This window comes from Desulfosporosinus orientis DSM 765, from assembly GCF_000235605.1.
Lineage (GTDB): Bacteria > Bacillota > Desulfitobacteriia > Desulfitobacteriales > Desulfitobacteriaceae > Desulfosporosinus > Desulfosporosinus orientis.
This window is the reverse complement of record NC_016584.1, coordinates 1,272,117-1,295,509: the sequence shown is the minus strand read 5'-3', so window position 1 is coordinate 1,295,509 and position 23,393 is coordinate 1,272,117. Positions and strand designations below refer to the sequence as shown.

The window sequence follows — 23,393 nt, the reverse complement described above, 5'->3', positions numbered from 1 at the left end:
TAACTTAAGTTTACTACTAATTGTTTCCTTTTTGGTGAACAATTAGTGAAAATAGTGTTAAATCTTAATTAAAACTCTTTAATATAAGCAATAAAGAAAAAGAAAGAAACCCGATTAAACAGCTTTGGTTAATGCGGGTTTCTTCCATCTGCAAGTTAAAATGTAAACCTTAGAACGTAAAGACTTTGGCTTCCGCTGCTAAATCAATAAGGTGTCCCGCTGTGGATAATTTGGCCCCTTCAATAAACTCATCTTCCCCAAACATCCTGTAACGGGCGCAAGGGGTACAAATATAAAACGGCACTTTCTGCCCAACTAAATAATCAATATAGGATTTAGCATCATCTCCCGTAGGGGCTTTGACATTATCGGCCAGCCCTAAAACCCCATAAACAACTGCATCATCCACTAAGAAAATACTAACCTCATGACCTTTTTCTTTGGCCACCTTCGCAAGTTGAAATCCCCGGGTTGCCCGAACCGGATCCTCAAGTCCGCGGCTGAATACAAATAAGAATTTTTCCACCATAATTCCCTCCTCAAATCATAAACGGATTGAGCATATGCCCAAAACTTTTATTATAGTTTCTTCTCCATAAATTGTCACTTTCCTTTACATAGTAAAAAATTATTTTTATCAATAGATTGAAGAAGATTTTTGATTTAAAAACTAGAAATATCTTTATCCTGAGCAAGCTATCATATATAATGCCAATATATCAATCGAAATGGGATAAATCCGGCAAAACCCAGAACAGGATACTGAAATGTTATCTAGAACAAAAAATGAAAATACAATAAAAGTTATCCTATAACAAGCCTTGCATATGGCATATAATGTTTCTGTGACAATAGTTAAATAGGAGGCTTGAAAAGGAGAGGGGTAAACCATTGGGCTATGTATCCACAGCAAAAAAATCCACCACTCCTTCGGGGGGCTGGTCCGAGCTCTGGAAACAAGAAGATTATTGGGCGATGTGGCTGGGTTTAACGATTGTACTGCTGGCTATCTTGTTTTGGAGTACCGGCAATACTTTCATGAATTGGATTGTACTAAAGATACCGAATTATAGCGATTATCGAACAGCTGTTAATTTTATTTACGATCATAAAAACACTCTCTCAGCACTCTATCTATTTCTGCTGGTTTTATGTTCAATAGCTATTAAAGCCCTCACCGGAGAAGTCAAACGCTTTGTAGCAGGGTTTACGTTCCTGTTTTTGTTAAGCATCCTGGTTTCAATTTTGGGTTCTTGGGATGTTATGAAACGCTATAATGTTGAGACCCCACTTCTGGCTCTCTTAGTAGGACTGTTAATCAGCAACTTTTTAAGAATTCCCTATTGGCTGAGTACGGCACTGCAAACTCAATTTTATGTAAAGTTTGGCATTGTTTTAATGGGTGCTTCTTTACCTTTTACGCTAATTGTCCAAGCCGGTTCCACGGCCTTCGCCCAAGCAACCATTATCGCTGTAGCAACCTTTCTCACTATTTATTGGACGGGCACGCGGGTTTTTGCTCTGGATAAGCGGTTCGCAGCAACATTGGCTGCCGGAGGTTCCATCTGCGGGGTCTCGGCATCCATCGCCATCGGCGGTACCGTTAAAGCTGAAAAGCAGCATGTGTCTATTGCCATCTCCCTGGTTATTCTTTGTTCCATAATTATGATTTTCGTTCTTCCTTTTGCAATTAAGGCCTTAAACATACTTCCCGGGCCGGCGGGGGCATGGATTGGTACAGCTGAATTTGCAGATGCTCCGGGAATGGCTGCGGCAGCTGCTATTAATGAACAAGCCATTAAAACCTTTACTCTTATGAAGGTCGTCGGCAGGGACATGTTCATTGGAATCTGGTGCTTTATCATGGCTCTTACATCTATTACCCGCTGGGAAAAACGATATTCCGGCACTAACCCTAATGCCCTGGATATTTGGTTTCGCTTTCCAAAATTTGTTTTAGGGTTTATTATAGCCTCTATAATTATTACTTTTTTAGCAGCCTCAGCAAATACCGTCACCTCTAAAGCTATTGACATTAATATCATTAACCCAATTATTGAATTAAGGAACTGGGCCTTTATTCTTACCTTTCTTTCAATTGGTCTATCCAGCCGCTTAAAAGAACTTGCTTCAGTTGGTTGGAAACCTTTTGCTGCTTTTACTGCCGGAGTTCTGGTCAATATTCCTCTTGGTTACCTATTGTCTGTGGTAATTATGGGCAACTATTGGACAACTATCAAGTAAGCTTTAAATCTTGAGGCTAGTTTATGATGTAAGGAGAAAAAAAGTATGCACCCGGATAATGAAACTTGTGTACAAAGAGCTCGATTTTTTTTCTATTTTTATGAGAAAACTTGGGAGCCTGGAGAAGTCTCCCCTTTTGAAACCATTCTAAAAGTTAAGAAGATAAGCCCTCAAGCTGTCCGCAATCTAAAGGAATTCTTGTCTTCGAGATTAGAGCGAATCGCAGTAATGATGGATTTGCTGACTGAAGCCCATGATGATTGGGCAATGACGGGTAAAAAGGATTATATTCTTATGGAAACAGAAACCTACGATTTCAACCATGCGATCAAGCTCCTAAAAGACCATGGATTTACCGACAACGAATTCGTTCTAAAAGTTGAATATACCCGTAAATGGGGAGTCCTTTAGATTCTTTTGCATTTGTGTACCAAGGGTCCTTCCACTTCATACCAGTGGAGGACCCTTGGTTTTTTTATGACATTTTGGCATGACAATTTGGCACAGTGACAAATTGTCATGACTTATTGGAAAGTCTCAGGCCCCCCTAATAAGCCATAAAGCCTCTATTTACACTAGTACTCACAAGAACAAACCTTTGGCATAGTTATTGCTTATAAATCAATTTAAGAATTCTAATAATAGACTGAAATACTCAGCAAAGGAGATGAAACGCATGTTTAATTCATCAAGTTGAACCCAATCTTTGGCAGAATCGCTTAAAACTACTTATGGAGGTTATCAATATGGCACAAGTTGAAACAAGTAAACCAACCTCTCCGTCCAGCGGTTGGTCTGATCTTTGGAAAAAAGAAGACTATTGGGCAGTTTGGCTCGGCTTAGGGGTAGTCATAGCCGCCATCATACTTTGGACTTCGGGCAGCAGCTTTATGAAGTGGGTAGCCATTAGTGTGCCTGGTTACACGGAATTTGGCAAAGCAACCAGTTATATAAGCACTCATGTCAGTGGAATTATCGGTCTGTACCTGCTATTTCTTATTCTGTTTTCCTTTGCCGTTAAGGTCCTCGGTCATAAACTAAGCCAGTTTATACCCGGATTTACTGTCTTATATATTATGAGTGTTCTGGTCACCATCGTGGGTTCTTGGGATATCATGAAAAAATATAATCTGGAAGCTCCTCTTCTTGCTCTGGCAGTCGGACTGATTATCGGCAACTTTGTTAAGCTTCCTAAGTTTATGGATGCCTCTTTGCGGACTGAGTTCTTTGTTAAAACCGGTATCGTACTCATGGGAGCGACACTTCCCTTTACTTTAATCATGCAATCCGGCCCCGTCGCCTTTCTTCAAGCAACCATTATTGCTGTTACTACCTACCTCACAATTTATTGGGCCGGTACCCGTCTCTTTGGCTTAGACAACCGTTTCTCTGCTACCTTGGCAGCAGGCGGATCAATCTGCGGTGTATCTGCTTCCATTGCCATCGGCGGCTCTGTCAAAGCTGAAAAACAACATGTATCGATTTCCATTTCCTTAGTTATTGTCTGGGCTATCGTTATGATCTTTGCCCTTCCCATCTTCATTAAAGCCTTAGGCATTGCTCCTGGTCCTGCTGGAGCATGGATTGGAACCTCTGAATTTGCCGATGCAGCCGGAATGGCCGCAGCTGCTTCCATTAACGAACAAGCTATTAAAACCTTTACATTAATGAAAGTTGTCGGCCGGGATATGTTCGTCGGAATCTGGTGCTTTGTTATGGCTTTAGTCTCTATCACCAAATGGGAAAAAAGACACGATGGAACCAAACCCAATGCCGGTGAGATCTGGCTTCGGTTCCCGAAATTTGTTTTAGGATTCTTTGTTGCTTCTATTATCATAACACTCCTGGTTGCCAGTGTTGATGCTACAACATCAGCAGCCATTAATGCTCAAGTTATTGGCCCTATCAAGGTGTTAAGAGGCTGGGCTTTCATCTTCACCTTCCTTTCCATCGGTTTAACTACTCGCTTCAGAGAACTTACCTCTGTAGGCTGGAAACCCTTTGCAGCCTTTACCACCGGTGTCTTAGTAAACGTACCTCTTGGTTATATCCTTTCCGTAATAGTCATGGGCGGTTACTGGGCCATGGTCAAGTAATGTTAACAAACAACAAGAAGCCTTCCGCAAATATCGGAAGGCTTCTTGTTGTTTGTGTCAACGGATAAAATTCGACATGACCATTGAATGTTTATATTATATACTGGAAGAAGCTAAGTTCATCATTTTGCTAAGGAATTTGCGTGATGAGGAGGACTGGAATTGAACATCCTGGACCCCAAAAGTCCGATTATCAACAGAATCCTCGACTTCTGCTTTCCAGTATTAGTTACTTATTTTATTGCAATTATTCTTTTAATACTTATTGACATTATTTCTCGCTGGTGATGATCAGACCAGCGGATGGAGGCCAAACCTTGAAAAAAAACTCAATTCCCTGGTGGATGCGTATAAAGGTCCATTTTCTCTTGTTTGGAGTGACTATGTCCATTCTTCCTCTGTTTTTCCTGGGGTATTTAGGTTTTACATCGGTACGGCAAAATCTACAGAAAGATATTTATGAACAAAACTTTGACCAGGTGTCCGTCCTGGCCCATGAAATTCGGGATGCCATGGCAAATACCGAAAACGGCTTAACTCTTACCAAAACAACAACCGCCCGAGCTCTGGTCGGAAACAACGAAACCTCCCGTCAGATAATTTTAGAAACCCTCTTGCAGAAAGAACCCGCCATAAAAGAGCTTACAGTGAGAGCTATTGATTTTGAGGTTATAGAACGCATTGATCGCGAGGACAGAACCTTTCCGGATTCATCCGCCTCAGCCTTTGAAAATCCCATCTCCTCTGAAGAATCCTCAGCCATGAGCGAGATTTTTTTTTCAAGAGCCGGACAACCGGAAATCTACTTTACTGTGGCTATTGAGGATCCCTTGAGCGGGAGACGAATGGGTTACCTGCAGGCAAAAATAGACTTAAATTCAATGATCAGCCGCTATTTCAATTTCCAGCTAGGGGAAGGAGAATACATCTTTTTAGTTGACCAAAAGGGAACGCTAATCAGCCAAACTAACTCCGGTCTGGAGCTACATCAAGAAGAGATTCTCCAAAATCCTGCCGTACAAAGCTTCTTGGAAGGAGAAACTTTGTCTACTGGGAGTGAATATAAAAATTACGCCGGCGTCTACGTTATTGGCGCCTTTGCTTCCGTGGGGGATCCAAACTGGGCGGTCTTTATCGAACAACCGGCCCACGAAGCTAATAAACCCATCTTTGAATTTGCCTTTCGCCTGGTTATGATTGCCATCTTAATCATGGCCCTTGTCATGATCATCAGCATCTCCTTTGGTTTAAAAGTCGTACATCCTATTGAAAATCTTGAAGCTCAAGTCCGTCAAATTATTCTCACAGGAGACTTGGAATCCCATATTCCCATTGAAAGCTGGGATGAGATCGGCAGGCTGGTAAAATCCTTTAATCAGCTGCTCAATTCCTTGGATCAAAAGAATGAAAACCTAAAGAACGAGAAAGAACTCTTGACCACTGTTGTCGACGGAGTCGGTGCCGGAATGGTGCTTTTAGATTCTGAAAAGAAGATACTTTGGTGGAATACGAAATTCGCTCAATGGTTTGTCCAAAGTTTAGCCAATCTCCCCTGTGAAAAAGTCATTTCCGGTCAAAGAATGGATGGCATCATCCTGGAAAACGGCCGAACGATTTCTGTTTTTGTCAATAATGAACGCCGGCATTTCCGGGAAATGTATTATGAATTGTCGCCGGATAATCCTGAAAATGCGGCCTACCTCCTGCTTCTCGATGACGTTACTCAAGAAGTGGAGATGGAAGCCCGCATGATTGAGACGGATAAAATGGCTGCTATCGGACTTTTGGCATCGGGGGTAGCCCATGAAATTAATAATCCTTTGGCCATTGTCGCCGCCCATAGTGAAGACTTACTTGATCGCTTAAATGAAGATGATCCCGGCCCGAGCCAGGAAGAAATTAAGGCCGGCTTTAAAACGGTCTTGGAACAAATCGTCCGCTGTAAGCAAATCACCGATCGTTTGCTGGGTTTTGCCCGTAAACGCAATTCAGGCAGTGACCTCATTGATATTGGGGTAGCCAGCTCGCAAACTCTGGGACTTTTAGAGCATAAAGCTAAACAAAAGCATCTAACTATTAAATTTGATTTAGAAAACAGTCTCTTTGCCTTAGGCAATGAAAACGAATGGCAGCAAGTCGTCCTGAATTTGATAACCAATGCTTTGGACGCTTCCCCTGAAAGAGGGGGCATCGAAGTTAAAGGATACCGTGAGGGCAATAAAATCTATTTTATCGTACAAGATTATGGAGAAGGAATTCCTCAAGACAATCTCAAGAAAGCCTTTGACCCGTTTTTCACTACGAAATCCCCCGGTCAGGGCACTGGTTTAGGCCTCTACGTAAGTTATGGGATTATTATCAAGATGCATGGTGAAATGATATTAGAAAGTACGGAAGGCCAAGGCACCCGGGTAAAAATAAGCCTGCCTTTCCATGAAGCAGGAGATCAAGGTCAATGAAATACAGTTCAAAAGTACTAATTTTAGATGATGAAGAAGCTTTGCGCGCCATTATCGCCCAGCGTTTAAAGCGAAAAGGCTACGAAGTATTGGAAGCGGGCACAGCCAGAGAAGGTTTGTCTCTGCTTAAAGATACTTTAATTGATGCTGTTTTACTGGATATCAAGCTGCCGGACGGTGATGGACTTATCCTCTTGCCCAAGATAAAACAATTCCAAACGGACCTGCATGTCATTATGTTGACTGGGAATGGGACCATCGAGTCCGCCATAGAAGCTATGAAGCTGGGCGCCTATGATTACCTGACCAAACCCTGCAACTTGTCGGAACTTGAAATCACCTTGCAAAAAGCTTTGGAAAACCGAAAGCTGCTGATGGAGAATACCGGCCTGCGCCAAGTTGTTAACCGTCAGTCTTCCGAACTGAAAATAGTTTCTGAAAGCCAGGCAATGACCTCCCTCCTGGAAATGACCCGCAAAGTTGCTCAAACGGACACTTCCGTCCTCATACAAGGAGAAAGCGGCGTCGGCAAGGAGCTGATTGCTCAAGCCATTCATTTCTGGAGCTCAAGAGTTAACCGTCCCTGTATTCCCGTAAACGCCGGGGCTATCCCGGAAGCTCTCATCGAAAGTGAACTCTTCGGGCACGAGAAAGGCGCCTTTACAGGCGCCGGGACTCAAAAAATTGGCTTAGTGGAAATGGCTGACAACGGTACTCTCTTTCTCGATGAAATTGGTGAAATGCCTTTATCCATACAAGTCAAGCTTCTTCGCTTTTTAGAAAGCGGAGAATTCCGGAGAGTTGGGGATACCCGGCTTCGCCGGGTGGATGTACGAATTGTCGCCGCCACCAATCGAGACCTGAAAGAGGAAATAAACCAAGGAAGGTTCCGTGAGGATCTCTTTTATCGCTTAAATGGCTTAACCTTATTTGTACCTCCTTTGCGGGAACGGCGGGAAGATATCATCCCTCTTGTCAATCACTTTCTAAATACACAAAACAAAGATCTACTCCATGATCATTATATCCTCTTGCCGGAAACCCAAGGACAATTGCTGAATTATGGTTTCCCCGGGAATACTCGTGAACTCTTCCATCTTATCGAGCGAGGACAAATCTTGTCAGCCGATGGAACCATCTCACCCAGGGATATCTGGCCGGAAAAATCCACTCAAGTTTTAAAGGGAGCACCGACTTTCGATTCTGAAGAAGAATTCTTCCATATATTCCGGGACAATCCCTGTCCCTCATTAGAAGAGGTGGAAAAAAACTATATTTTAGCCACTCTGAAGAAAGTTAAGGGAAACAAAACCCAAGCTGCCAATTTACTAGGAATAAGTGTCAGAAATCTGTACCGGAAAATCCAAGCTTACGATATGAATGAGTAAGCAAAAGGGGCAGGAGCAGAAAGAAGTATTTCTTTCCGCTCCTGCCTTCTATAATTTCCTTAATTATCCTAAACTAAACTATTTTTCGATTTCAGCAAAGACTTGAAAGGTTCTCGCCTTAGTTCGATAACTAAACAATTGAGTAGACTTCAAGGGATCAACCTTCTGCAATTCTTTATCGGTGCTGTCCTGGGATTTAAAAGTCTTCAGAAAGTACCGGCATTTATTACTCCCCGTACCTTCTTGAATAAGCTTGGCAATACCGGCAATTTCGTCGGGTGTCAGATAAGAAATGCTGCCGTCGGCACGTCTGACAGGCCGGATTAAGGTCTGCAATTTAGGCTCAGGAAATATCGTTATAACATTTAAACTTTTCACAATCTCTTCAGGTTTGATTTCTTTCCCTAGTATTTGCCCATACAACTCCAGGGGAGCGATAACGTCCATGATTAGGACATCTGCTAAATTTTCCGCGATGACACGTTCAAGAATATGACTATTGCGCCCATCGGTGTCAATCTGCAGCTTCATATTGTTGCCTTTAATATATTTCAGAACTTGTATTAATTCATCACCATATTCCGGATTCCCCCCGGACAAATGAATCCCATCCACCCATTCCTTGTGGAGTGTACCAACACTGAAATAGCCGTCCAACTTTTCGCCGGCATGGAGATAGGCGATGGCGGCGCCAATACTTTGGCGAATATTCTTGCCGTCGGTAATGATGGGAAATTCAATGCCGTCAGGTCCGCGGAAGACAGCATTGCGATTAGCCTTGTAAAAGCTTTGGAATTCATCTTTTCCTTCCGCCTTCATGTCTTTTTCCACATAGTCAATTTGGTGGGCTTCCATATAACCTTTAACAATTTTACAGCGGGTACAGCCTGTTGCCGTGAAGATAGTAATGCTCAATGTAAACCCTCCTTAGGCTTGATTTTGCAAAAGCTCTTTATATTGCTGCCAAGTCAGCAGCTCTTCCAGCTCTGTCTGATCCTTTGCTTCTATAGTAATGATCCATCCCTCTAGATAGGGATTCTTGTTTAAAAGTTCCGGATCATCCTCCAGAGCTTCATTAACTGCCGTTACTTTTCCACTCAAGGGCATGATCAGGGAAGAAACCGTCTTTGCCGATTCAGCCTGACCAAAGGACTCTCCTCGCTGAAACTCATCCCCCACAGCTGGAAGCTCCACAAAAAGCACGTCTCCCAGCTGATCTTGAGCGTAATCTGAAATCCCAATCGTCATTGTATCCTCTTCTACCCTTACCCATGTATGCTCGGGGTAATAACTGATTTGCTCATCATAGTTAAGTTCATCTATGGTTTTCTTAGTCTGAGCCATCCTTTTCATCCTCTCAGTAGGTTTTATCTTTAGTTTACACCTAAGGCGGTTTTAAATTTGTAGCTATGCTTACAATTTAGGAAAAACAAATGATCCATAGCAGCCTCCAGCGCAGGCGGCTCCCTAGTTATGCTTAGAAAGTATATTACGCACGTTTGTACTTTCTGATAGTACAAAATAACTCCTGCTAATGTACAGGAGCAGAAATTCTATATTATATGACGGTACAATTTTCCCTTCCTAATTAAAGGCAAACTCTTTCAGCATATGGGTATTGAGTACCGTTACTTTTTCATATTTATAATTCAGGACTTTGAGCTTTTTAAGCTTATTGAGATTCTTGGTAATTGTAACCCGATGGGCTCCTATCATGTTGGCTAAATCTTCATGGGTTAAAAGGATTGATATGCCGTCGCTTGACTGACCGTTATTTTCTTCATAACAACAAAAGGTATAGAGTATTCGGCAAATGTTCTGCATGGTATTGCGCACACAGGTATCTTCAAGCTGAATAGCTAACATTCTTGATTTGATAGCTAAAGTTTTTAGCATAAAAAGACTGATTTCAAAATCTTTCTTACATAATTCCAACATTTTATCTCTTGTAAAGAAATAAAGTTCAGATTCTGACATGACAATAGCTTCAAATAAGCCCGGCTGACTATGAAAGACAAACTGTTCTCCAAACGTCGCACCATTACCTATAATGGATAGTATTTTTGTTGCACCGTCTTTACCAATGAAATTTGATTTAAGCTTACCTCTTTTAATAAAAAAACAGCCCTTAAGATTTTCTCCGGGATATATAATATAGTCACCTGGCATTTTTACCGTTCGACAACCTAATTCTAGATATTTATCCCAGACACTTGAAGACAATCCTTCACTTTCGAGAGTGGTTTCATCAAAAATAATTGAAGTTGTAATAAACTCAATTAATTCATTTGTTTTATCACTCATGTGAATCCCTCTTTCCTTCAAAATATTTGAGACGTTAAAAGTATGAAATCTCTGATTAGATGCCGCCAAGTATTGATTATGAGTGAGGAGCCTGCAAATCCTCAACTCCTCACTCATATTGACCCTTAGAGCAAACCTAGGAGTTTCCAATAGGGGTACATAACTACCACTAGAAAAACTAAATTCAAGACCATCTTCAGGCTAAATATTTTTATAAAATCTTTCAATCGTATCAAGCCGAAGGAGAAGAATATCAATACTAAAGCATATTCATAAGGCATAACGATTTGGTCAATTCCTTGGAAGATGGTGTAGAAGATCGGCAGGGGATTCATCCCCAAATTAATAGCCACTTGAGTCAGGGGCACGGTAAAGGTCGCCATAATAGCTAATGGTGTCAATAAGAAGTTTGAGCCAACACAGAGCAGCCAAATTAAGACGATGGTGACTAAGGGACCCTGGGCTGCCATGACGGGCACTAAGGCATTGGCCACAGCCTTGCCTACTCCGATAACATTTGCCACAGAACCGATGGACATACACGCTGTGACAAAGAAAACCATTGGAAAGTTCGTCTTTTTGACATGCTCATTAGTTCCAATATTAATACCTGGAAAATACATTAAGCATGCCGCAAATACGAATCCCCAGCCCACTTCGATATGATGGATATTTCCAGTTACCAAAAAGATGAACAGCAGCAGGGATACAAACAAGCCTTTTTTCTCTGCTTTGGTGATTTTGCCTAGTTTCTTGTATTCCTCTGAGATAAGTTCCTTACAATCGATATTTTTGTCGGATTTAAACACCTTTGAGATGACAAAGATCATCAGCACATACCACAAGACAAAGGGAAGTCCATGAATAAAGTACTGCACCCATGACACAGATATTTTGGTAACCTGGGAACCCAGGCCAAAGATGATGGCCATATTAGGGTTGTAGAAGAAGAACATGGGAAACAGTGAAGCAAAACAACCTGCAATCATGATACCTGCAGCTTCTTTAGAAGGGCCTAAGTCAAGGGCTTTACAAATACCATAGGTAAAAGCTGCCAGAGGTATGATGGCACTGGAGGGTATCATCAGGTTAAGAATGATTCCGATCACCAAAATCCCGTACAAAATTCCGTTGTAAGTACCCCCCGTTTTAATTATGCACCAATAGGCGATTCGTTTCAAAATTCCAATTCCGTCCAATACGTTGGCCATAAGCATCCCGCCCATGAACATCCAGGGAATATAAAGTGACCAAGGGCTAAAGACGACGTTTGCCGAAGCTAATTTAACCATGACGTAGGCAACAGGCAAAAGAATAGAAGGAATCAAGCTATCCATAGTCTCAAAGGCAAATATTAAAATTGCACACAGTGTAATGGCTACAAATAAGCGAATTTGTGCTGTAAAGGCTTCATTGACCGGAATGAACATTACCAGAACAGGTAACCCGATAGTCAGAATCCAATATATAAGTTTCTTGCGGTCAATGCCTTGGGGAGAAGGAGCTAATGCCGTTGACATATGAATCATCTCCTCTTTTTGCATTTCTCGGCAGAGGGCGCGGTGGCCCTCTACCGGTTCTCATGATCCTTAAATACGGATTACCCCGGAATACTCATCGTCATCGTCTTCCACCTGAGGGGCTTCTTCCGTTGTGACGCAGAATCCATCCACATCACCATATCCTAAAGTACCGTCTACTTCTACAACATCATCACAACCAAGAGGGGCTGCCCCTGGCATTCTGAATTCTGTTACCTCCACTCTCTCAATAGGAACTTCTACCGGTTTTTCTAATTGAGGAACCCATTCATAGGGTAAGCGATAGGCACGGTAAACCATATTGAGGTGGAATTTTTTACCCCAGTAGGGAGAAATATATTCCCAAACGAGCTCGTGCTCAGGGGTTACTTCAATAATTCTTCCTCCGGAACCTTCGGTAATAACCGTGTTGCCGTTGGGCATTCTCTGGGCACTGCTGATGAATGGACTGTAAAAATGATGGGAGTGGAAGGGCTGTAAATGACCGGCTTCTGTTGGGGTATACTGCCAAACAATCTTCAGAGTGATGGGATCAAATTCTAAAACTCTTGAATGATCCCGGCGATAGGCTTTGGTACCATAGGGAGATGTCATGCTTGGCAAACCATAGCCTGCCCAACCGCCATTATCAAAAACCAAAATATTTCCTTCTCCGGGAAGACCCTTGGGAATCATATGGCAATGATGTTGGCCAATGATAATACCCATTTTTTTCAATGCCTTGCTGGAGGTGAAATCCGGACCCAGTTTCCAAACGATTTTGCCTGTTTCTTTGCTGATAATTGCCATGATATTGCTTTCACGGGCATCCCAGATAATATTATCAGGATGGAAACGCTCATCCCCTTGATCGTACCATTTGTTAGGTCCCAGAGTAGACATGGAATTAATATGCATCCAGTCACCCATGCCGCCTCCGCAGTCATGCATATTGGGATCTCTGAAGAGGACATTTTTTTCTGCCTCTGAGAATCCTAGTTCGTCAAAATGTTCGCTGCAGACCCATTCCCAGACAATATTGCCTTCCCAGTCCACTTCGATAATTGTATCATCTAATAAGTTTTTGTCGGAAATTTTGTGATTAAGGACATTCTTATGACACAAAAGTAAGGTATTGCCGCTGTCGACTTTGGGGTCCATACCCGGAACATAGTAGCCAACGGGGTTTCCTTCTCTTTGGTAATCATGATGCTGTCGGGCCATCCATTGGGGCTCGTTGCCGGGATCCTCAATATATTCGTATTTGTTGAATTCCCAAACAACATTTCCGTCCCAATCCACTTGAATTAGGTCAATGTCGTCTTGATAACCAAATTTGGTATCCCGGGTACCGCGATGTCCCAAAACATAACCGCCGGGCAGCATTTTGTTGGGGAAGCCCTGCAGACCTTTCCACAGTTTAACTTCTTTGCCGTTCATGTCAATTAACATTGCTCCAAGTTCGTTGGCTTGAAAAATGGTATATCCGTTTGAAGCCTTTTCAGGATTATAGACGGTAGTTCCTGTTGGATGTATTGTAGGTAGTCCCATAATTTTTATCCTCCTTAAATTACATACTGATAGTTCTTGTCGTCATTTTCACATTTAAGGTATTGTGAAACATTACGCATCCTTGGCAAATTTTTTTCTGATCAACCCCTTTTCTCTTCTGGAATATCGAACCATCTTATCGTAAGTTTTTTAATAGCTATAATAGAAATATACAATATAAGCGCTCAAAAGATTGTAACCTTAGTTACAAACCATGAATAATTTTTCTCAATTCAACATTTTCGGTCAAAAAAAGACCTCGCTTTCCGCTGAAAAGCTAGGTCTTAAGTCATTAAATGTAAAAATATCAGTATAAAACAGAATAATTGACATTATTGCCCTCAATAGCTGATAATTACCGTTCCACCCTCGCAAAATTCGAAAGCAGATTAGCCATGAATGCTTAAGCCATGAACATTTTCTGCAGCTTCCATGATTGCCTCCGTTAAGGTAGGGTGAGCGTGAATGGTTGCCGCCAAATCTTTGGCTGTCATGCTTTTTTTAACCGCTAAGGTAGCTTCTCCAATCATATCCGAAGCATGAGGTCCTATAATATGCACACCTAAAACAACATCGCTTTCCCGGTGAGCGATAATTTTTACCAGCCCCTCCGGTTCTCCCATGCTTAAGGCTTTGCCGTTGGCCATGAAGTTAAACTTCCCTACCGTTATGGGCATTTCTTTTTCTTTCGCCATCTGTTCCGTAATACCGACAGACGCCAGTTCCGGATGAGTAAATATACAACTGGGAACGGCTGTATAGTCCATCACGGTCTCCTGTCCCATAATATTCTCGGCAGCGATAATCCCTTGAGCCGAAGCAACATGAGCCAGCTGATATTTATTAACCACGTCACCAATAGCATAAACACCTGGAACATTTGTTTTCATTTGATCCGAAACAATGATTTCTCCTTTTGCTCCCAAAGCTACCCCTAGATCTTCCAAGCCTAATTCCTGGGTGTTTAAACTTCTGCCAATGGATATCAGAGCTTTTTGGGCAGATAGGGTCTCCCCGCTTTCTAACCTAGCCACCACACCTTCGGCGGTCTCTTGCATACTTTGAATCATGACTTTTGTTTTGATGCTGACATTTTTCTTCTTGAGCATCATTTGTAAACGTTTGCTGAGATCCTTATCCAACAAGGGTAAGATGCTGGGGGCTGACTCGACCATGGTTATTTTTGATCCCAAAGTACCATAGATATGAGCAAACTCACACCCAATAACACCGGCACCGATAATAATTAAGCTTTCCGGAACTTCCTTCAGCATTAAGGCCTCTTCACTGGTTATGATAGTACTGCCGTTGTACCCTAAAGCTTTAATCATTGCAGGACTGGAGCCTGTGGCAATAATAATGTTTGTACAGGCTAATTCCCGAATATCACTGCCTGTATTCACTTGGACAAGGGCAGAATCTTTAATCATGGCTTTGCCCTTAATGAGATCGATTTTGTTTTTCCGCATCAGAAAGTCAATGCCCTTGACTAAAGTCTCCACAACTTCCGCTTTTTTGACTTGAATTGCTGAAAAGTTGATAACAGGCTTGCCAACCTCTATGCCAAACTCCTCTGCCTTCAAAACCGCCATTAGTTTTTCTGCAGCGGCCACCAGGCTTTTCGTGGGGATACAGCCTCTGTTTAAACAAGTTCCTCCTAAATTATCCTTTTCAACTAATGCAACCTTACCGCCCAATTGAGCTATTCGAATCGCTGAAACATATCCTCCGGGTCCTCCCCCGATTATTACAGCATCATACAATCTTATGTCCTCCTCGTAATAGTTTAGTTTATAGTACTTCCTATCTTTCCTTGGTTCAGCAAACAACTCTTCGTCCCTCTTTTTAGTCCGATGCTGCCTCAATAGCCGTTGTAACTGCCAGCAAAGAAAGGATAACTATGCCAAAGAAAAACTTGGAAGCAACATTCTCCCGGCCAAATGCTATAATAATCCAACTTATGATGACAGGAGAAAGGAAACTTCCAATATTCGACGAAGCATAAACCATAGCAACCGCTGTCGCTGAACGATTGTGCTCCGCAACAGATGCAGCCTTATATAATGATGTAGGCATTATTGTCGCTAAAGCATACCCTCAACAAGCTCCTGCAACAAATACTGCAGGCAAGTTTCCAATAAAATAAATGCCAATATAACCGGCAGCCATAGCTGACATGATGGTATTTGCCAATCCGCTGGTGGTGGTACTGCCTAATCCATAGCTACTGATATTTCATTCTACATCCTTAAATCTCTAATTCTTTGATCGGTTAGCTTATGAGCAAAAGTATATATTATCTAGAAGAATCATTTTGTAATCAAAATTACAATGCCACTAATAATTCTAAAAGCGTAAAATGCTGTTTTTACAAAAGTCATACCTTTCTTAGAACAAAAGACGCTAGATACTTGGTTCTGGAACATTTGCGCAAATTAGTGTACACACTACACTCTCTAAAATTGAATGTATAAGAAAAGGAGCAACCATAATTAGTTTCTATGGCGCCCCTTTTGAATAGAACTAGCTATTGAGCTGTGATTTTAAATTTTCCTTATCTATGGAACATACCAATCTTTTAACTTCTTGTCCCTTATCCAAGAGCACAACTGATGATGCCTTTTCGATCCCATAATTCTTAGCTAAGTTTTTCTTAGTGGCCATATCGACTTTCACAACTTTGTAGAGTCCTGATAAATCTTGGTTTACTTCTTCCAAAAGAGTGCTGAATTCCAAGCTCTCAGTATCTAAGGCATTGAAGAAAAGTAGTAAAACTTTCTTCTCACTTTGCAGAACGTTTCTATTAAAAGCATTTAGTTCTTCAATATAACGTTCGGCGGCTACCGCTGCCGTTGCTCCATCTCCTGCTGCTGATACGATTTGTCGTAGATACTTGATGCGGTTATCTCCGGCTGCATAAACTCCTTCAAGGTTCGTCTCCATCAATTCATTGACTGGAATATATCCCCTTTTATCCATCTCAATACCGCTTTCTTTAAGAAACCGTGTCGAAGGAACCATGCCCACAAAGAAAAAAACACCCTGACAAGCAAGCTCAGTAGAACTCCCTGTTTTTAAGTTTTTAATCTTAACCCCTTCAACATTATTTTGGCCTAAGACTTCTTCAATTGTAGAGTTCCAGACAAACTCCATTTTTTCATTTTGAAACGCTCTTTCAGCACTCAGTTTATTGCAATCAAGAGTACCTTCATCATGGAGCACAATCACGGTAACTTTCCGTGCAAACTTTGTGATGTACATACCTTCTTCAATGGCCTGATCTCCACTGCCGACTACGACAACGTCCTCGCCTTCAAAAAACTCTGCATCACACGTGGCACAATAGGCAACACCGCTGCCTCTCAATCTTATTTCACCGGGAATATTCAGAAGTCTCGGCTCACTGCCGCAGCCGATAATAACCGCTTTGGCCGAATATATCTTACCTTTTTTAGTGTGGATTATTTTATCTTGCTGTGAAAAGTCAGTACTAATGACTTCATCCCGTAAAAACTCAACATCAAAGAGTTCTGCGTGCTTTTTGAAATCTTTCATGAGAGCTTCACCACTAATTTGCCCATATCCAGGATAATTGACTATTTCTCGTGTGGTGTTGACTAACCCCCCCATCGTTCCCTTATTGATGACCAGCGTCTTTAACTTCGCTCTGCCTCCATAGATTGATGCAGTCAGTCCTGCCGGACCACCACCGATAACGATTAGGTCATATGCGTTATTCATCTCGCCGTATTCCTCTCACTTCGAATTAGAAATTACTGTTCCGTAAGATTTTCTTCAATCTTTTCTTCGATTTGTTCTTCCTCAACTTTACCCGAGAGCTTCCCTTGATACTCTCCATCTTTGAAAAACAGAATCTGAGGAACTCCTTTCAGAGAAAAAGATTGATAAAGTGCTTTGTTCTCCTCAACATCTACATAATAAAAGCCAAATTTACCCTCGTACTTAGTCTGTAATTCCTCAACTGTAGGAACAACTTCCTTACAAACATGACAGCTTTTCCGGGAAAAAACAACTAAACATGCTTCTCCCATATCATAAATTTTCTCCTCAAAGCCACTCGGGTTTAACTGTTTTAATGACATATTATCCTCCTCAAAAACTCTATATTTTTAGACGTAAACTAGATTAAATTACAATTATCACACCAATTTTATTAAGTCGGATGTTTTTTAGATGGTTCTCACGAACACAGCATTGAAAATTCTTATAACATTGAAGAAACTGATTTTGGGAATTAAGAGTATACAGACTCTCTTAATTCCCATGCAAAACTCAAGAATGAAACTTATTAATAAAAACAAACCCTTAAAAATTTTACTTAGTTATATCTTTATTTAGATAGACGTTTCTTTCATAGATATTGATGGACTCAATTCTTCCAAAGAAACTTTTGCAGTGCTATCTCCAATAAATAGGACTACTATGCCTGGAATTATATAAATTAACCCATTAACTAAATTCACACCAAAGTAGCCATAAGATTCATAAACTACGGGTACTGTAAATAAGAGAAAACTTGCAGCTAACCTTCCTGAACCGAACAATATACCACTTGCAGTGGTTCTGATATGTGTTGGATAAGATTCAGCCAAGTAAGTCCAAGTTATGGTCATTGCTGCTGAAACAAATAACCCTTTAAGTAAGAGCATAATTGAGATTGATAAAACAGTACTACATAAGCCTTGAATTATAAATAAGCACCCGAAAATCGAGAAAATAACAGTAATCGGAGTTTTTCTTCCACCATTGTCAGAAATAAATGATACTAAATAATCACCCACTGGATTCAAAAATAATTGGTATATCGCAAGATTAAGGACAACCGCCTGCGAAAATCCCATTTGAGCATGAATAGACGGATAGAAATTTGATAAATAGAAAGATCCAAGTGTAGCACCAAAAACAACTATAAATAATGTTGCAGTTCTTTTACCATAAGCGCTACTAAACATAACTCTAAACGTCTCTATATAGCCTGAATTATTACTCTTGGCTAACTCAACAGCATTTAATGGAAGTTGTGCATCAGGTACTATTTCATTTAATACTTTTGCTGCTTCATCCAAGCGACCTTTCGCAACTAACCAGCGTGGGGATTCTTTTAGCCAAAAGGAACCAACCACTGTTATTACTAAGCCTAACCCACCTAGAACAAAGACAGATCTCCAGGAATTATATGAAAGAGGAATAACCACTTTAGCCAGAATTGCACTTATCGGCATTCCGCATACTCCAACGGCTATACTTAAAGCTTGATACTTACCTCTTGATTCTGACGGCATCATTTCTGATATATAAGCCATAGCTATTGTAACCATTCCTATAGTTCCGAATCCGGTAATAGTGCGCATAATCAAAAAGATATTATAATTTGTAAATGCAGCGTTTGCTAATGAAGATAAGGAAAAAATCAAAATACATGTCAATAGTCCTTTTTTCCGCCCGATTTTATCAGCAAGCCATCCTCCAAATAAAGCTCCGATGAACATGCCAAGCATATTAAATGAGTTTACATTAGCAAATTGTTGCATTGTCCAACCATAGTTCTTCATCAAAATTGGACCTATAAAACCGAAGTTAATTACGTTCATTTGGTCAAAAACATAAGCGAGAGACGCTATAATCAGAAATCTTTTATGCGCCGAACCTATTGGATGCCCATCAAAGAATGTCTTCGTTCCTTTAGAGTTGCCTGACATACTAAGTATTCCTCCTTCAAATTAATTTTTGAAATTCTTTTGTGCAAATTTTTTTATTCACAAAGAGAAGTTAAGGAAAAAGCTGCCATACGATGAAGAAGCCATTTTCGACTAGATATATCAATTTTGGTCTCAAATTATATTCATTGGCAATGGATTGTATCGGAGAGAAGTTATTAAATCTCTCCGATACTCCCATTGATTTCAGAACTAATATTCTTCAGACAGTATCTGGTAAACAGGAGCCCCTTCACATTGTGCCGGCATTCTAACTCCACCAATAACTGCTATTGTTGGTGCAAAGTCCACTTGCCGAATAATTCGGTCAGTTGCAAAGCCTTTCTTTAAGCCAGGACCAACTCCGATAAAGATAGGCGAAACAGAAGTATCCCCATAACCGCGCGTTGTTGACAAGCAATCAAAGTGGTCATAATTATATCCCTCAGCAGTCCAATAGATGATATCTCCACTTTCCGGTCCACCTAGACCAAGTAGAACTGCATCTTTATTCCTCAATGCCATAGCAATCACTCGATGACCTGTCTTTTTATCTTTATAGCCATATAGAGCAGTCATTATTTCTTCTTCTACTTCAAACTTATCTTTAGGATCAATAATACCGTGTTTATCTCGGCCCTTAATATTTAGGTAAATATGATTTGCACGGTTCGCAATAGCTTTAGTATTTTGCCAATCGATTTCAGGCAATTCATTACCGTCTTCATCTTTTTTAAGGGCAGTAAAGCCTAATTCTTGCATTACCCGAACATTTAATCCAAGCATATCACCAATGAAATGAGGTCCATGTTCAGGGCAAACCGCAGCATGGTCAGAAATGACACATATCGTCCAATCTTCTTCCAGCAGATGCATGAATTGCCCAATATATTCATCAGTTTGAATATAGATTTCTTCAACAAATTTTGCATATTCTTCTTTTGGCAAATTGGCATGCCCGTCCTTCAAATATTTAATAATCATATGCGACTGTAAATCAATATTATGGAAATGGGAAAACACAACATCATAGCCTTCTTTTTGAATTAAGTGGTTTATCGCACCCGCTTGCCAGTCTTTTGCAGAATCCCAATTCTCTTTCATGCATTTACTGATTAACTGTTTGTCAGCACCACCTACCATTGAGGTTGGCGGTGGATATCCTACATTTTCTGTAACCGATTTATAGAGATGTTTTGGATACCATACACTATCTTCTACAATATTCATTGCAGAAGAAATCCACATTTTCAGATATGATCCATCTTCCGCAATTTCCAGAACCCGCATGTTGCGATTAACAGAATATTTAACATCATCTTTAACTGATTCATCAATTATTTCCCTGGTAAATACATCGTTTTCTAAAACGACAATCGGTGTCTTTTCTTTTTTAGATTTATAAATAGCAACTTTACTGTAAACGCCATTTGGGTCTTTCAAAATTAAGCTTGGGCGCCTAATTAATCCACCAGAGAGTAGTATTGTAAACTCTTTAGCACCTTCTGGTACATCGACCCATCCCTTAGCATCTTTGATTGGTGATAATACCACATCAAACGGTGTATCAGACAACCCCATTTCACCATCCGATTCGCTTAAAATCAAATGGCGTTGAGTAAGTAACTTTACCTCTTCACTCATGGGCTTAAAGTCCGAACTCGGTTTTAAGTCAGTAATAACACAGGGTACATTTCCATCAGAGGCAGCTTTAGCCCGAAAATGAATTTCCTCAGTCTTTTCACTGGCAACGAGTACCAGCTCACCCTCCACCTGTGCAGAAGCCATATTGGGAGCACCAGGACTGGTACCGTCAACAACATGTAAATTAGGACTTTCTGAGCTTGGGGGCCAAGCGCTTCCGGGCCAATGCCATACTAATGTTTTCTTACCGGCTTCAGCAAAAACATTCCAAAGTTGTTCAGCTTTACACAACCTAGAATCTAAAGCATATTCCATAACATCTAAATCTTCTTTAGATTGTTTGTGAAAACAAGTAATACCATGAGTGACTGGGTAAGCACCCGTTGCTAAAGTAGTCCACATAGGGGGGGTTCCCGTAGGCTGCCCGCCTAACATTGTTAAATCTTCCCGTTGTGCCCCTTGATCAATTATTTTTTTGACATTTGGCATTAAACCTTTTTGCACAAATTTTCTCGTCAAACTCGGATCCATTCCATCGACACCCAAAATTAGAATCTTTTTGCCTAGTGCTTTTCTCATTATTACACCTCTTTCAATTTTCTTACTTTCGTTAATTGAATAACTATTAGCATTTTCTATTATATTCATTAAAAAAAATATTCACAAACAACCGTTTTTATTGTATAATTCAATCGAACAACTTTTGGTTGTATCGAAATTAGGCCTTTTAAAGGAAGTGTATAGCTTTTGCGAGTATCATTTTTAGAGGCTTTTTTTTGGGTAGCAGACCTAAAGTCTATGAGCAAAGCAGCTGAAAAACTTCACACTTCTGAACAAGCAATTAGTAAATGTATTAAAAAATTAGAAATTGAGTTTAACACAATACTTTTTGACCGAACGAGAAATGGTGTTAGCTTAACTTCAAGTGGTGAAACTATATATCCAGATGTGAAAGCTATCCTCGATCAATATGAAAAAATCAGAATGCGTTTTAAAACACAACCTCTTAGTAATTTATACAAATTAAATGGTAAAATTAATATTTTTGTTGCTATTCCTTTAAGTCCAATTGCAGCTATATTATCAGATTCAGTTACTGATGCTTTTAGTAATATTAGGATTTCTCTCATAGAGTTATATCCAAGTTTTTTAAATAAAAATATTGACCTTAATAATTCAGATATTTGCATTACAACCGTTTTAACAAGTAATTTAGATGAATTTACTAAAAATCATTCTAATAAATATAATATTTATGTGTTAGATAGAGAAAGAATAAGCCTTTATTCTTCTACGAATTCGCATTTAGCTAATAGGAAAGAGATTAATCTAAAGGAATTAAAAAACCTCCCCTTTCTATGTCACACTCCCCCTAATGAGACAGAATGTTTAATTTCAAACTTACTTGAATATAACAACATACCATTCTACCCTGTATATAGTTCTTCACAGGTCAATCAGTGTCTATCATTTCTAAAGAAAGGGAAAGCTTACTACCTATCGAGCCCGCTTCCAATGAGTTTACTAAATGCAAATGACATTGTTTCTATACCAATTATTGAAGATCCCACCTGGTATCATTTAATGTTAACCAGCAAAAATCCGGATCTTTCACCTGAAGAATTAGTTTTTGTTAATAAAACTCACGAATATTTTAAGAACACATTTTATCAAATTCTTTAGGAGTTTAGACAACTCCTAATTAAAGCTTCCTTGCGATAACCAATTGATTAGGAATAGTCAGAAATAGGCCGACCAGGTAGAAAAATTTACCCAGTCGGCCTATTATTATACCTATACAATATCAGGCTATGCCTCAGATTCGAAGGATAAGCGTTTAATAATTGACGGCAACTTTCCTGTATATACTACTACCATTACGAGTTGAGAAGATCTAAGAGCAATATGATACATCCGGAATTAAGAAACCCACCAAGTACCCCCACACCCTCCCAACCCATACAGGAGGACGGATCCCCTGCACCGCCTAATCAAACCATACCTAAAGACAGTTTCGGGATACGCGAAGTTATTAAAGGGTTCTATGGAACCCCCTGGACCACAGAGCAAAGAATCAACATGCTCTCCTTTATGGGCCAAAATCATATGAATACCTATGTATACGCACCTAAAGATGATCCTTATCAACGTGCCTATTGGGGAGAACTCTATCATCCGGACGGACTACTCCTGCAGATGAAGAGCCTGGTGCAAACTGCAGCGGCCCAAGGAATCACGTTTGTTTATTCCATCTCTCCCGGCATCCCGTCACTCCTTCCTGGTGAAACATTGACAAAAATAGTTTCTATTTCCATAAATTCTGCCAGTATTCCAGCCGAAACAAACTGTCTGACAGCAACGACAACGAATTTGCCAACTTATCAAGGGCTTTTTGGCAGGAATATCATTCTGGAAAGCATGGACCTACCGAATCAGCCCTAAGGAAAGGGTTACAATTGCTGAGTGATTT

The 23,393-nt window shown here is 40.5% G+C and carries 19 protein-coding genes; 7 read left to right on the top strand and 12 right to left on the bottom strand.

What is annotated here, in order from left to right; all coding sequences use genetic code 11:
- Positions 1–169: 169 nt before the first annotated feature.
- Positions 170–529, bottom strand: coding sequence for a DsrE family protein (locus DESOR_RS06150; protein WP_014183740.1), 360 nt, complete (start codon positions 527–529; stop codon positions 170–172).
- A gap of 362 nt (positions 530–891) precedes the next feature.
- On the opposite strand from DESOR_RS06150, the gene DESOR_RS06140 reads away from it, so the two are divergent.
- From DESOR_RS06140 to DESOR_RS06120, 5 genes are all read left to right on the top strand, one after another.
- Complete coding sequence (locus tag DESOR_RS06140; protein WP_014183739.1) at positions 892–2,244, top strand: YeiH family protein; 1,353 nt, start codon at positions 892–894, stop codon at positions 2,242–2,244.
- A gap of 45 nt (positions 2,245–2,289) precedes the next feature.
- Positions 2,290–2,655, top strand: coding sequence for a hypothetical protein (locus DESOR_RS06135; RefSeq protein WP_014183738.1), 366 nt, complete (start codon positions 2,290–2,292; stop codon positions 2,653–2,655).
- A gap of 335 nt (positions 2,656–2,990) precedes the next feature.
- Complete coding sequence (locus DESOR_RS06130) at positions 2,991–4,340, top strand: YeiH family protein (protein WP_014183737.1); 1,350 nt, start codon at positions 2,991–2,993, stop codon at positions 4,338–4,340.
- Between the two features lie 317 nt (positions 4,341–4,657).
- Positions 4,658–6,799 carry a PAS domain-containing sensor histidine kinase gene (locus tag DESOR_RS06125; RefSeq protein WP_014183736.1) on the top strand — a complete coding sequence of 714 codons (2,142 nt, stop codon included), beginning with the start codon at positions 4,658–4,660 and terminating at the stop codon, positions 6,797–6,799.
- Complete coding sequence (locus tag DESOR_RS06120; RefSeq protein ID WP_014183735.1) at positions 6,796–8,187, top strand: sigma-54-dependent transcriptional regulator; 1,392 nt, start codon at positions 6,796–6,798, stop codon at positions 8,185–8,187. The genes DESOR_RS06125 and DESOR_RS06120 overlap by 4 nt, the downstream gene beginning before the upstream one ends.
- Before the next feature lie 78 nt (positions 8,188–8,265).
- Here DESOR_RS06120 and DESOR_RS06115 read toward each other — a convergent pair whose 3' ends face one another.
- From DESOR_RS06115 to DESOR_RS06065, 11 genes are all read right to left on the bottom strand, one after another.
- Complete coding sequence (locus tag DESOR_RS06115; protein ID WP_014183734.1) at positions 8,266–9,102, bottom strand: hypothetical protein; 837 nt, start codon at positions 9,100–9,102, stop codon at positions 8,266–8,268.
- A gap of 12 nt (positions 9,103–9,114) precedes the next feature.
- Positions 9,115–9,531 carry a glycine cleavage system protein GcvH gene (gene gcvH, locus DESOR_RS06110; RefSeq protein ID WP_014183733.1) on the bottom strand — a complete coding sequence of 139 codons (417 nt, stop codon included), beginning with the start codon at positions 9,529–9,531 and terminating at the stop codon, positions 9,115–9,117.
- A 240-nt stretch (positions 9,532–9,771) separates the two neighbouring features.
- On the bottom strand, positions 9,772–10,491 hold the full coding sequence (locus DESOR_RS06105) for a Crp/Fnr family transcriptional regulator (RefSeq protein WP_014183732.1): 720 nt from the start codon (positions 10,489–10,491) through the stop codon (positions 9,772–9,774).
- 125 nt (positions 10,492–10,616) lie between these two features.
- Positions 10,617–12,011 carry an SLC13 family permease gene (locus tag DESOR_RS06100; RefSeq protein WP_014183731.1) on the bottom strand — a complete coding sequence of 465 codons (1,395 nt, stop codon included), beginning with the start codon at positions 12,009–12,011 and terminating at the stop codon, positions 10,617–10,619.
- Positions 12,012–12,080: 69 nt separating this feature from the next.
- Positions 12,081–13,562, bottom strand: a complete 1,482-nt coding sequence (locus tag DESOR_RS06095; RefSeq protein WP_014183730.1) for an aryl-sulfate sulfotransferase — start codon at positions 13,560–13,562, stop codon at positions 12,081–12,083.
- Between the two features lie 389 nt (positions 13,563–13,951).
- Positions 13,952–15,325, bottom strand: coding sequence for a dihydrolipoyl dehydrogenase (gene lpdA, locus DESOR_RS06090; protein WP_014183729.1), 1,374 nt, complete (start codon positions 15,323–15,325; stop codon positions 13,952–13,954).
- 82 nt (positions 15,326–15,407) lie between these two features.
- Positions 15,408–15,638: a hypothetical protein gene (locus DESOR_RS06085; RefSeq protein WP_042330869.1), complete on the bottom strand. Its 231-nt coding sequence runs from the start codon at positions 15,636–15,638 to the stop codon at positions 15,408–15,410.
- A gap of 447 nt (positions 15,639–16,085) precedes the next feature.
- On the bottom strand, positions 16,086–17,303 hold the full coding sequence (locus tag DESOR_RS06080) for an FAD-dependent oxidoreductase (protein ID WP_014183728.1): 1,218 nt from the start codon (positions 17,301–17,303) through the stop codon (positions 16,086–16,088).
- 32 nt (positions 17,304–17,335) lie between these two features.
- The gene (locus DESOR_RS06075; protein WP_014183727.1) at positions 17,336–17,665 is read right to left on the bottom strand and encodes a thioredoxin family protein; all 330 of its coding nucleotides are present in this window, start codon (positions 17,663–17,665) and stop codon (positions 17,336–17,338) included.
- Positions 17,666–17,917: 252 nt separating this feature from the next.
- A complete protein-coding gene (locus DESOR_RS06070) occupies positions 17,918–19,282 on the bottom strand; it encodes an MFS transporter (protein ID WP_014183725.1) in 1,365 nt (454 codons plus the stop codon).
- Between the two features lie 210 nt (positions 19,283–19,492).
- Positions 19,493–21,502, bottom strand: a complete 2,010-nt coding sequence (locus tag DESOR_RS06065; protein WP_014183724.1) for an alkaline phosphatase family protein — start codon at positions 21,500–21,502, stop codon at positions 19,493–19,495.
- A gap of 168 nt (positions 21,503–21,670) precedes the next feature.
- Between DESOR_RS06065 and DESOR_RS06060 the strand changes: the two genes are divergently transcribed.
- Both DESOR_RS06060 and DESOR_RS06055 read left to right on the top strand, forming a co-directional pair.
- Positions 21,671–22,606 (top strand): LysR family transcriptional regulator, encoded by a 936-nt coding sequence (locus tag DESOR_RS06060; protein ID WP_014183723.1) that lies wholly within the window; start codon positions 21,671–21,673, stop codon positions 22,604–22,606.
- 201 nt (positions 22,607–22,807) lie between these two features.
- Positions 22,808–23,365, top strand: a complete 558-nt coding sequence (locus DESOR_RS06055) for a beta-N-acetylglucosaminidase domain-containing protein (RefSeq protein ID WP_242832462.1) — start codon at positions 22,808–22,810, stop codon at positions 23,363–23,365.
- Positions 23,366–23,393: the final 28 nt, after the last annotated feature.

Excerpts from the sequence above, each read along its gene's own strand:
- DESOR_RS06150 (WP_014183740.1), bottom strand. The coding sequence starts at position 529 with ATGGTGGAAAAATTCTTATTTGTATTCAGCCGCGGACTTGAGGATCCG.
- DESOR_RS06135 (WP_014183738.1), top strand. The coding sequence starts at position 2,290 with ATGCACCCGGATAATGAAACTTGTGTACAAAGAGCTCGATTTTTTTTC.
- DESOR_RS06130 (WP_014183737.1), top strand. The coding sequence starts at position 2,991 with ATGGCACAAGTTGAAACAAGTAAACCAACCTCTCCGTCCAGCGGTTGG.
- DESOR_RS06120 (WP_014183735.1), top strand. The coding sequence starts at position 6,796 with ATGAAATACAGTTCAAAAGTACTAATTTTAGATGATGAAGAAGCTTTG.
- gcvH (WP_014183733.1), bottom strand. The coding sequence starts at position 9,531 with ATGGCTCAGACTAAGAAAACCATAGATGAACTTAACTATGATGAGCAA.
- DESOR_RS06105 (WP_014183732.1), bottom strand. The coding sequence starts at position 10,491 with ATGAGTGATAAAACAAATGAATTAATTGAGTTTATTACAACTTCAATT.
- DESOR_RS06100 (WP_014183731.1), bottom strand. The coding sequence starts at position 12,011 with ATGTCAACGGCATTAGCTCCTTCTCCCCAAGGCATTGACCGCAAGAAA.
- DESOR_RS06095 (WP_014183730.1), bottom strand. The coding sequence starts at position 13,562 with ATGGGACTACCTACAATACATCCAACAGGAACTACCGTCTATAATCCT.
- DESOR_RS06085 (WP_042330869.1), bottom strand. The coding sequence starts at position 15,638 with ATGCCTACATCATTATATAAGGCTGCATCTGTTGCGGAGCACAATCGT.
- DESOR_RS06080 (WP_014183728.1), bottom strand. The coding sequence starts at position 17,303 with ATGAATAACGCATATGACCTAATCGTTATCGGTGGTGGTCCGGCAGGA.
- DESOR_RS06075 (WP_014183727.1), bottom strand. The coding sequence starts at position 17,665 with ATGTCATTAAAACAGTTAAACCCGAGTGGCTTTGAGGAGAAAATTTAT.
- DESOR_RS06070 (WP_014183725.1), bottom strand. The coding sequence starts at position 19,282 with ATGTCAGGCAACTCTAAAGGAACGAAGACATTCTTTGATGGGCATCCA.
- DESOR_RS06065 (WP_014183724.1), bottom strand. The coding sequence starts at position 21,502 with ATGAGAAAAGCACTAGGCAAAAAGATTCTAATTTTGGGTGTCGATGGA.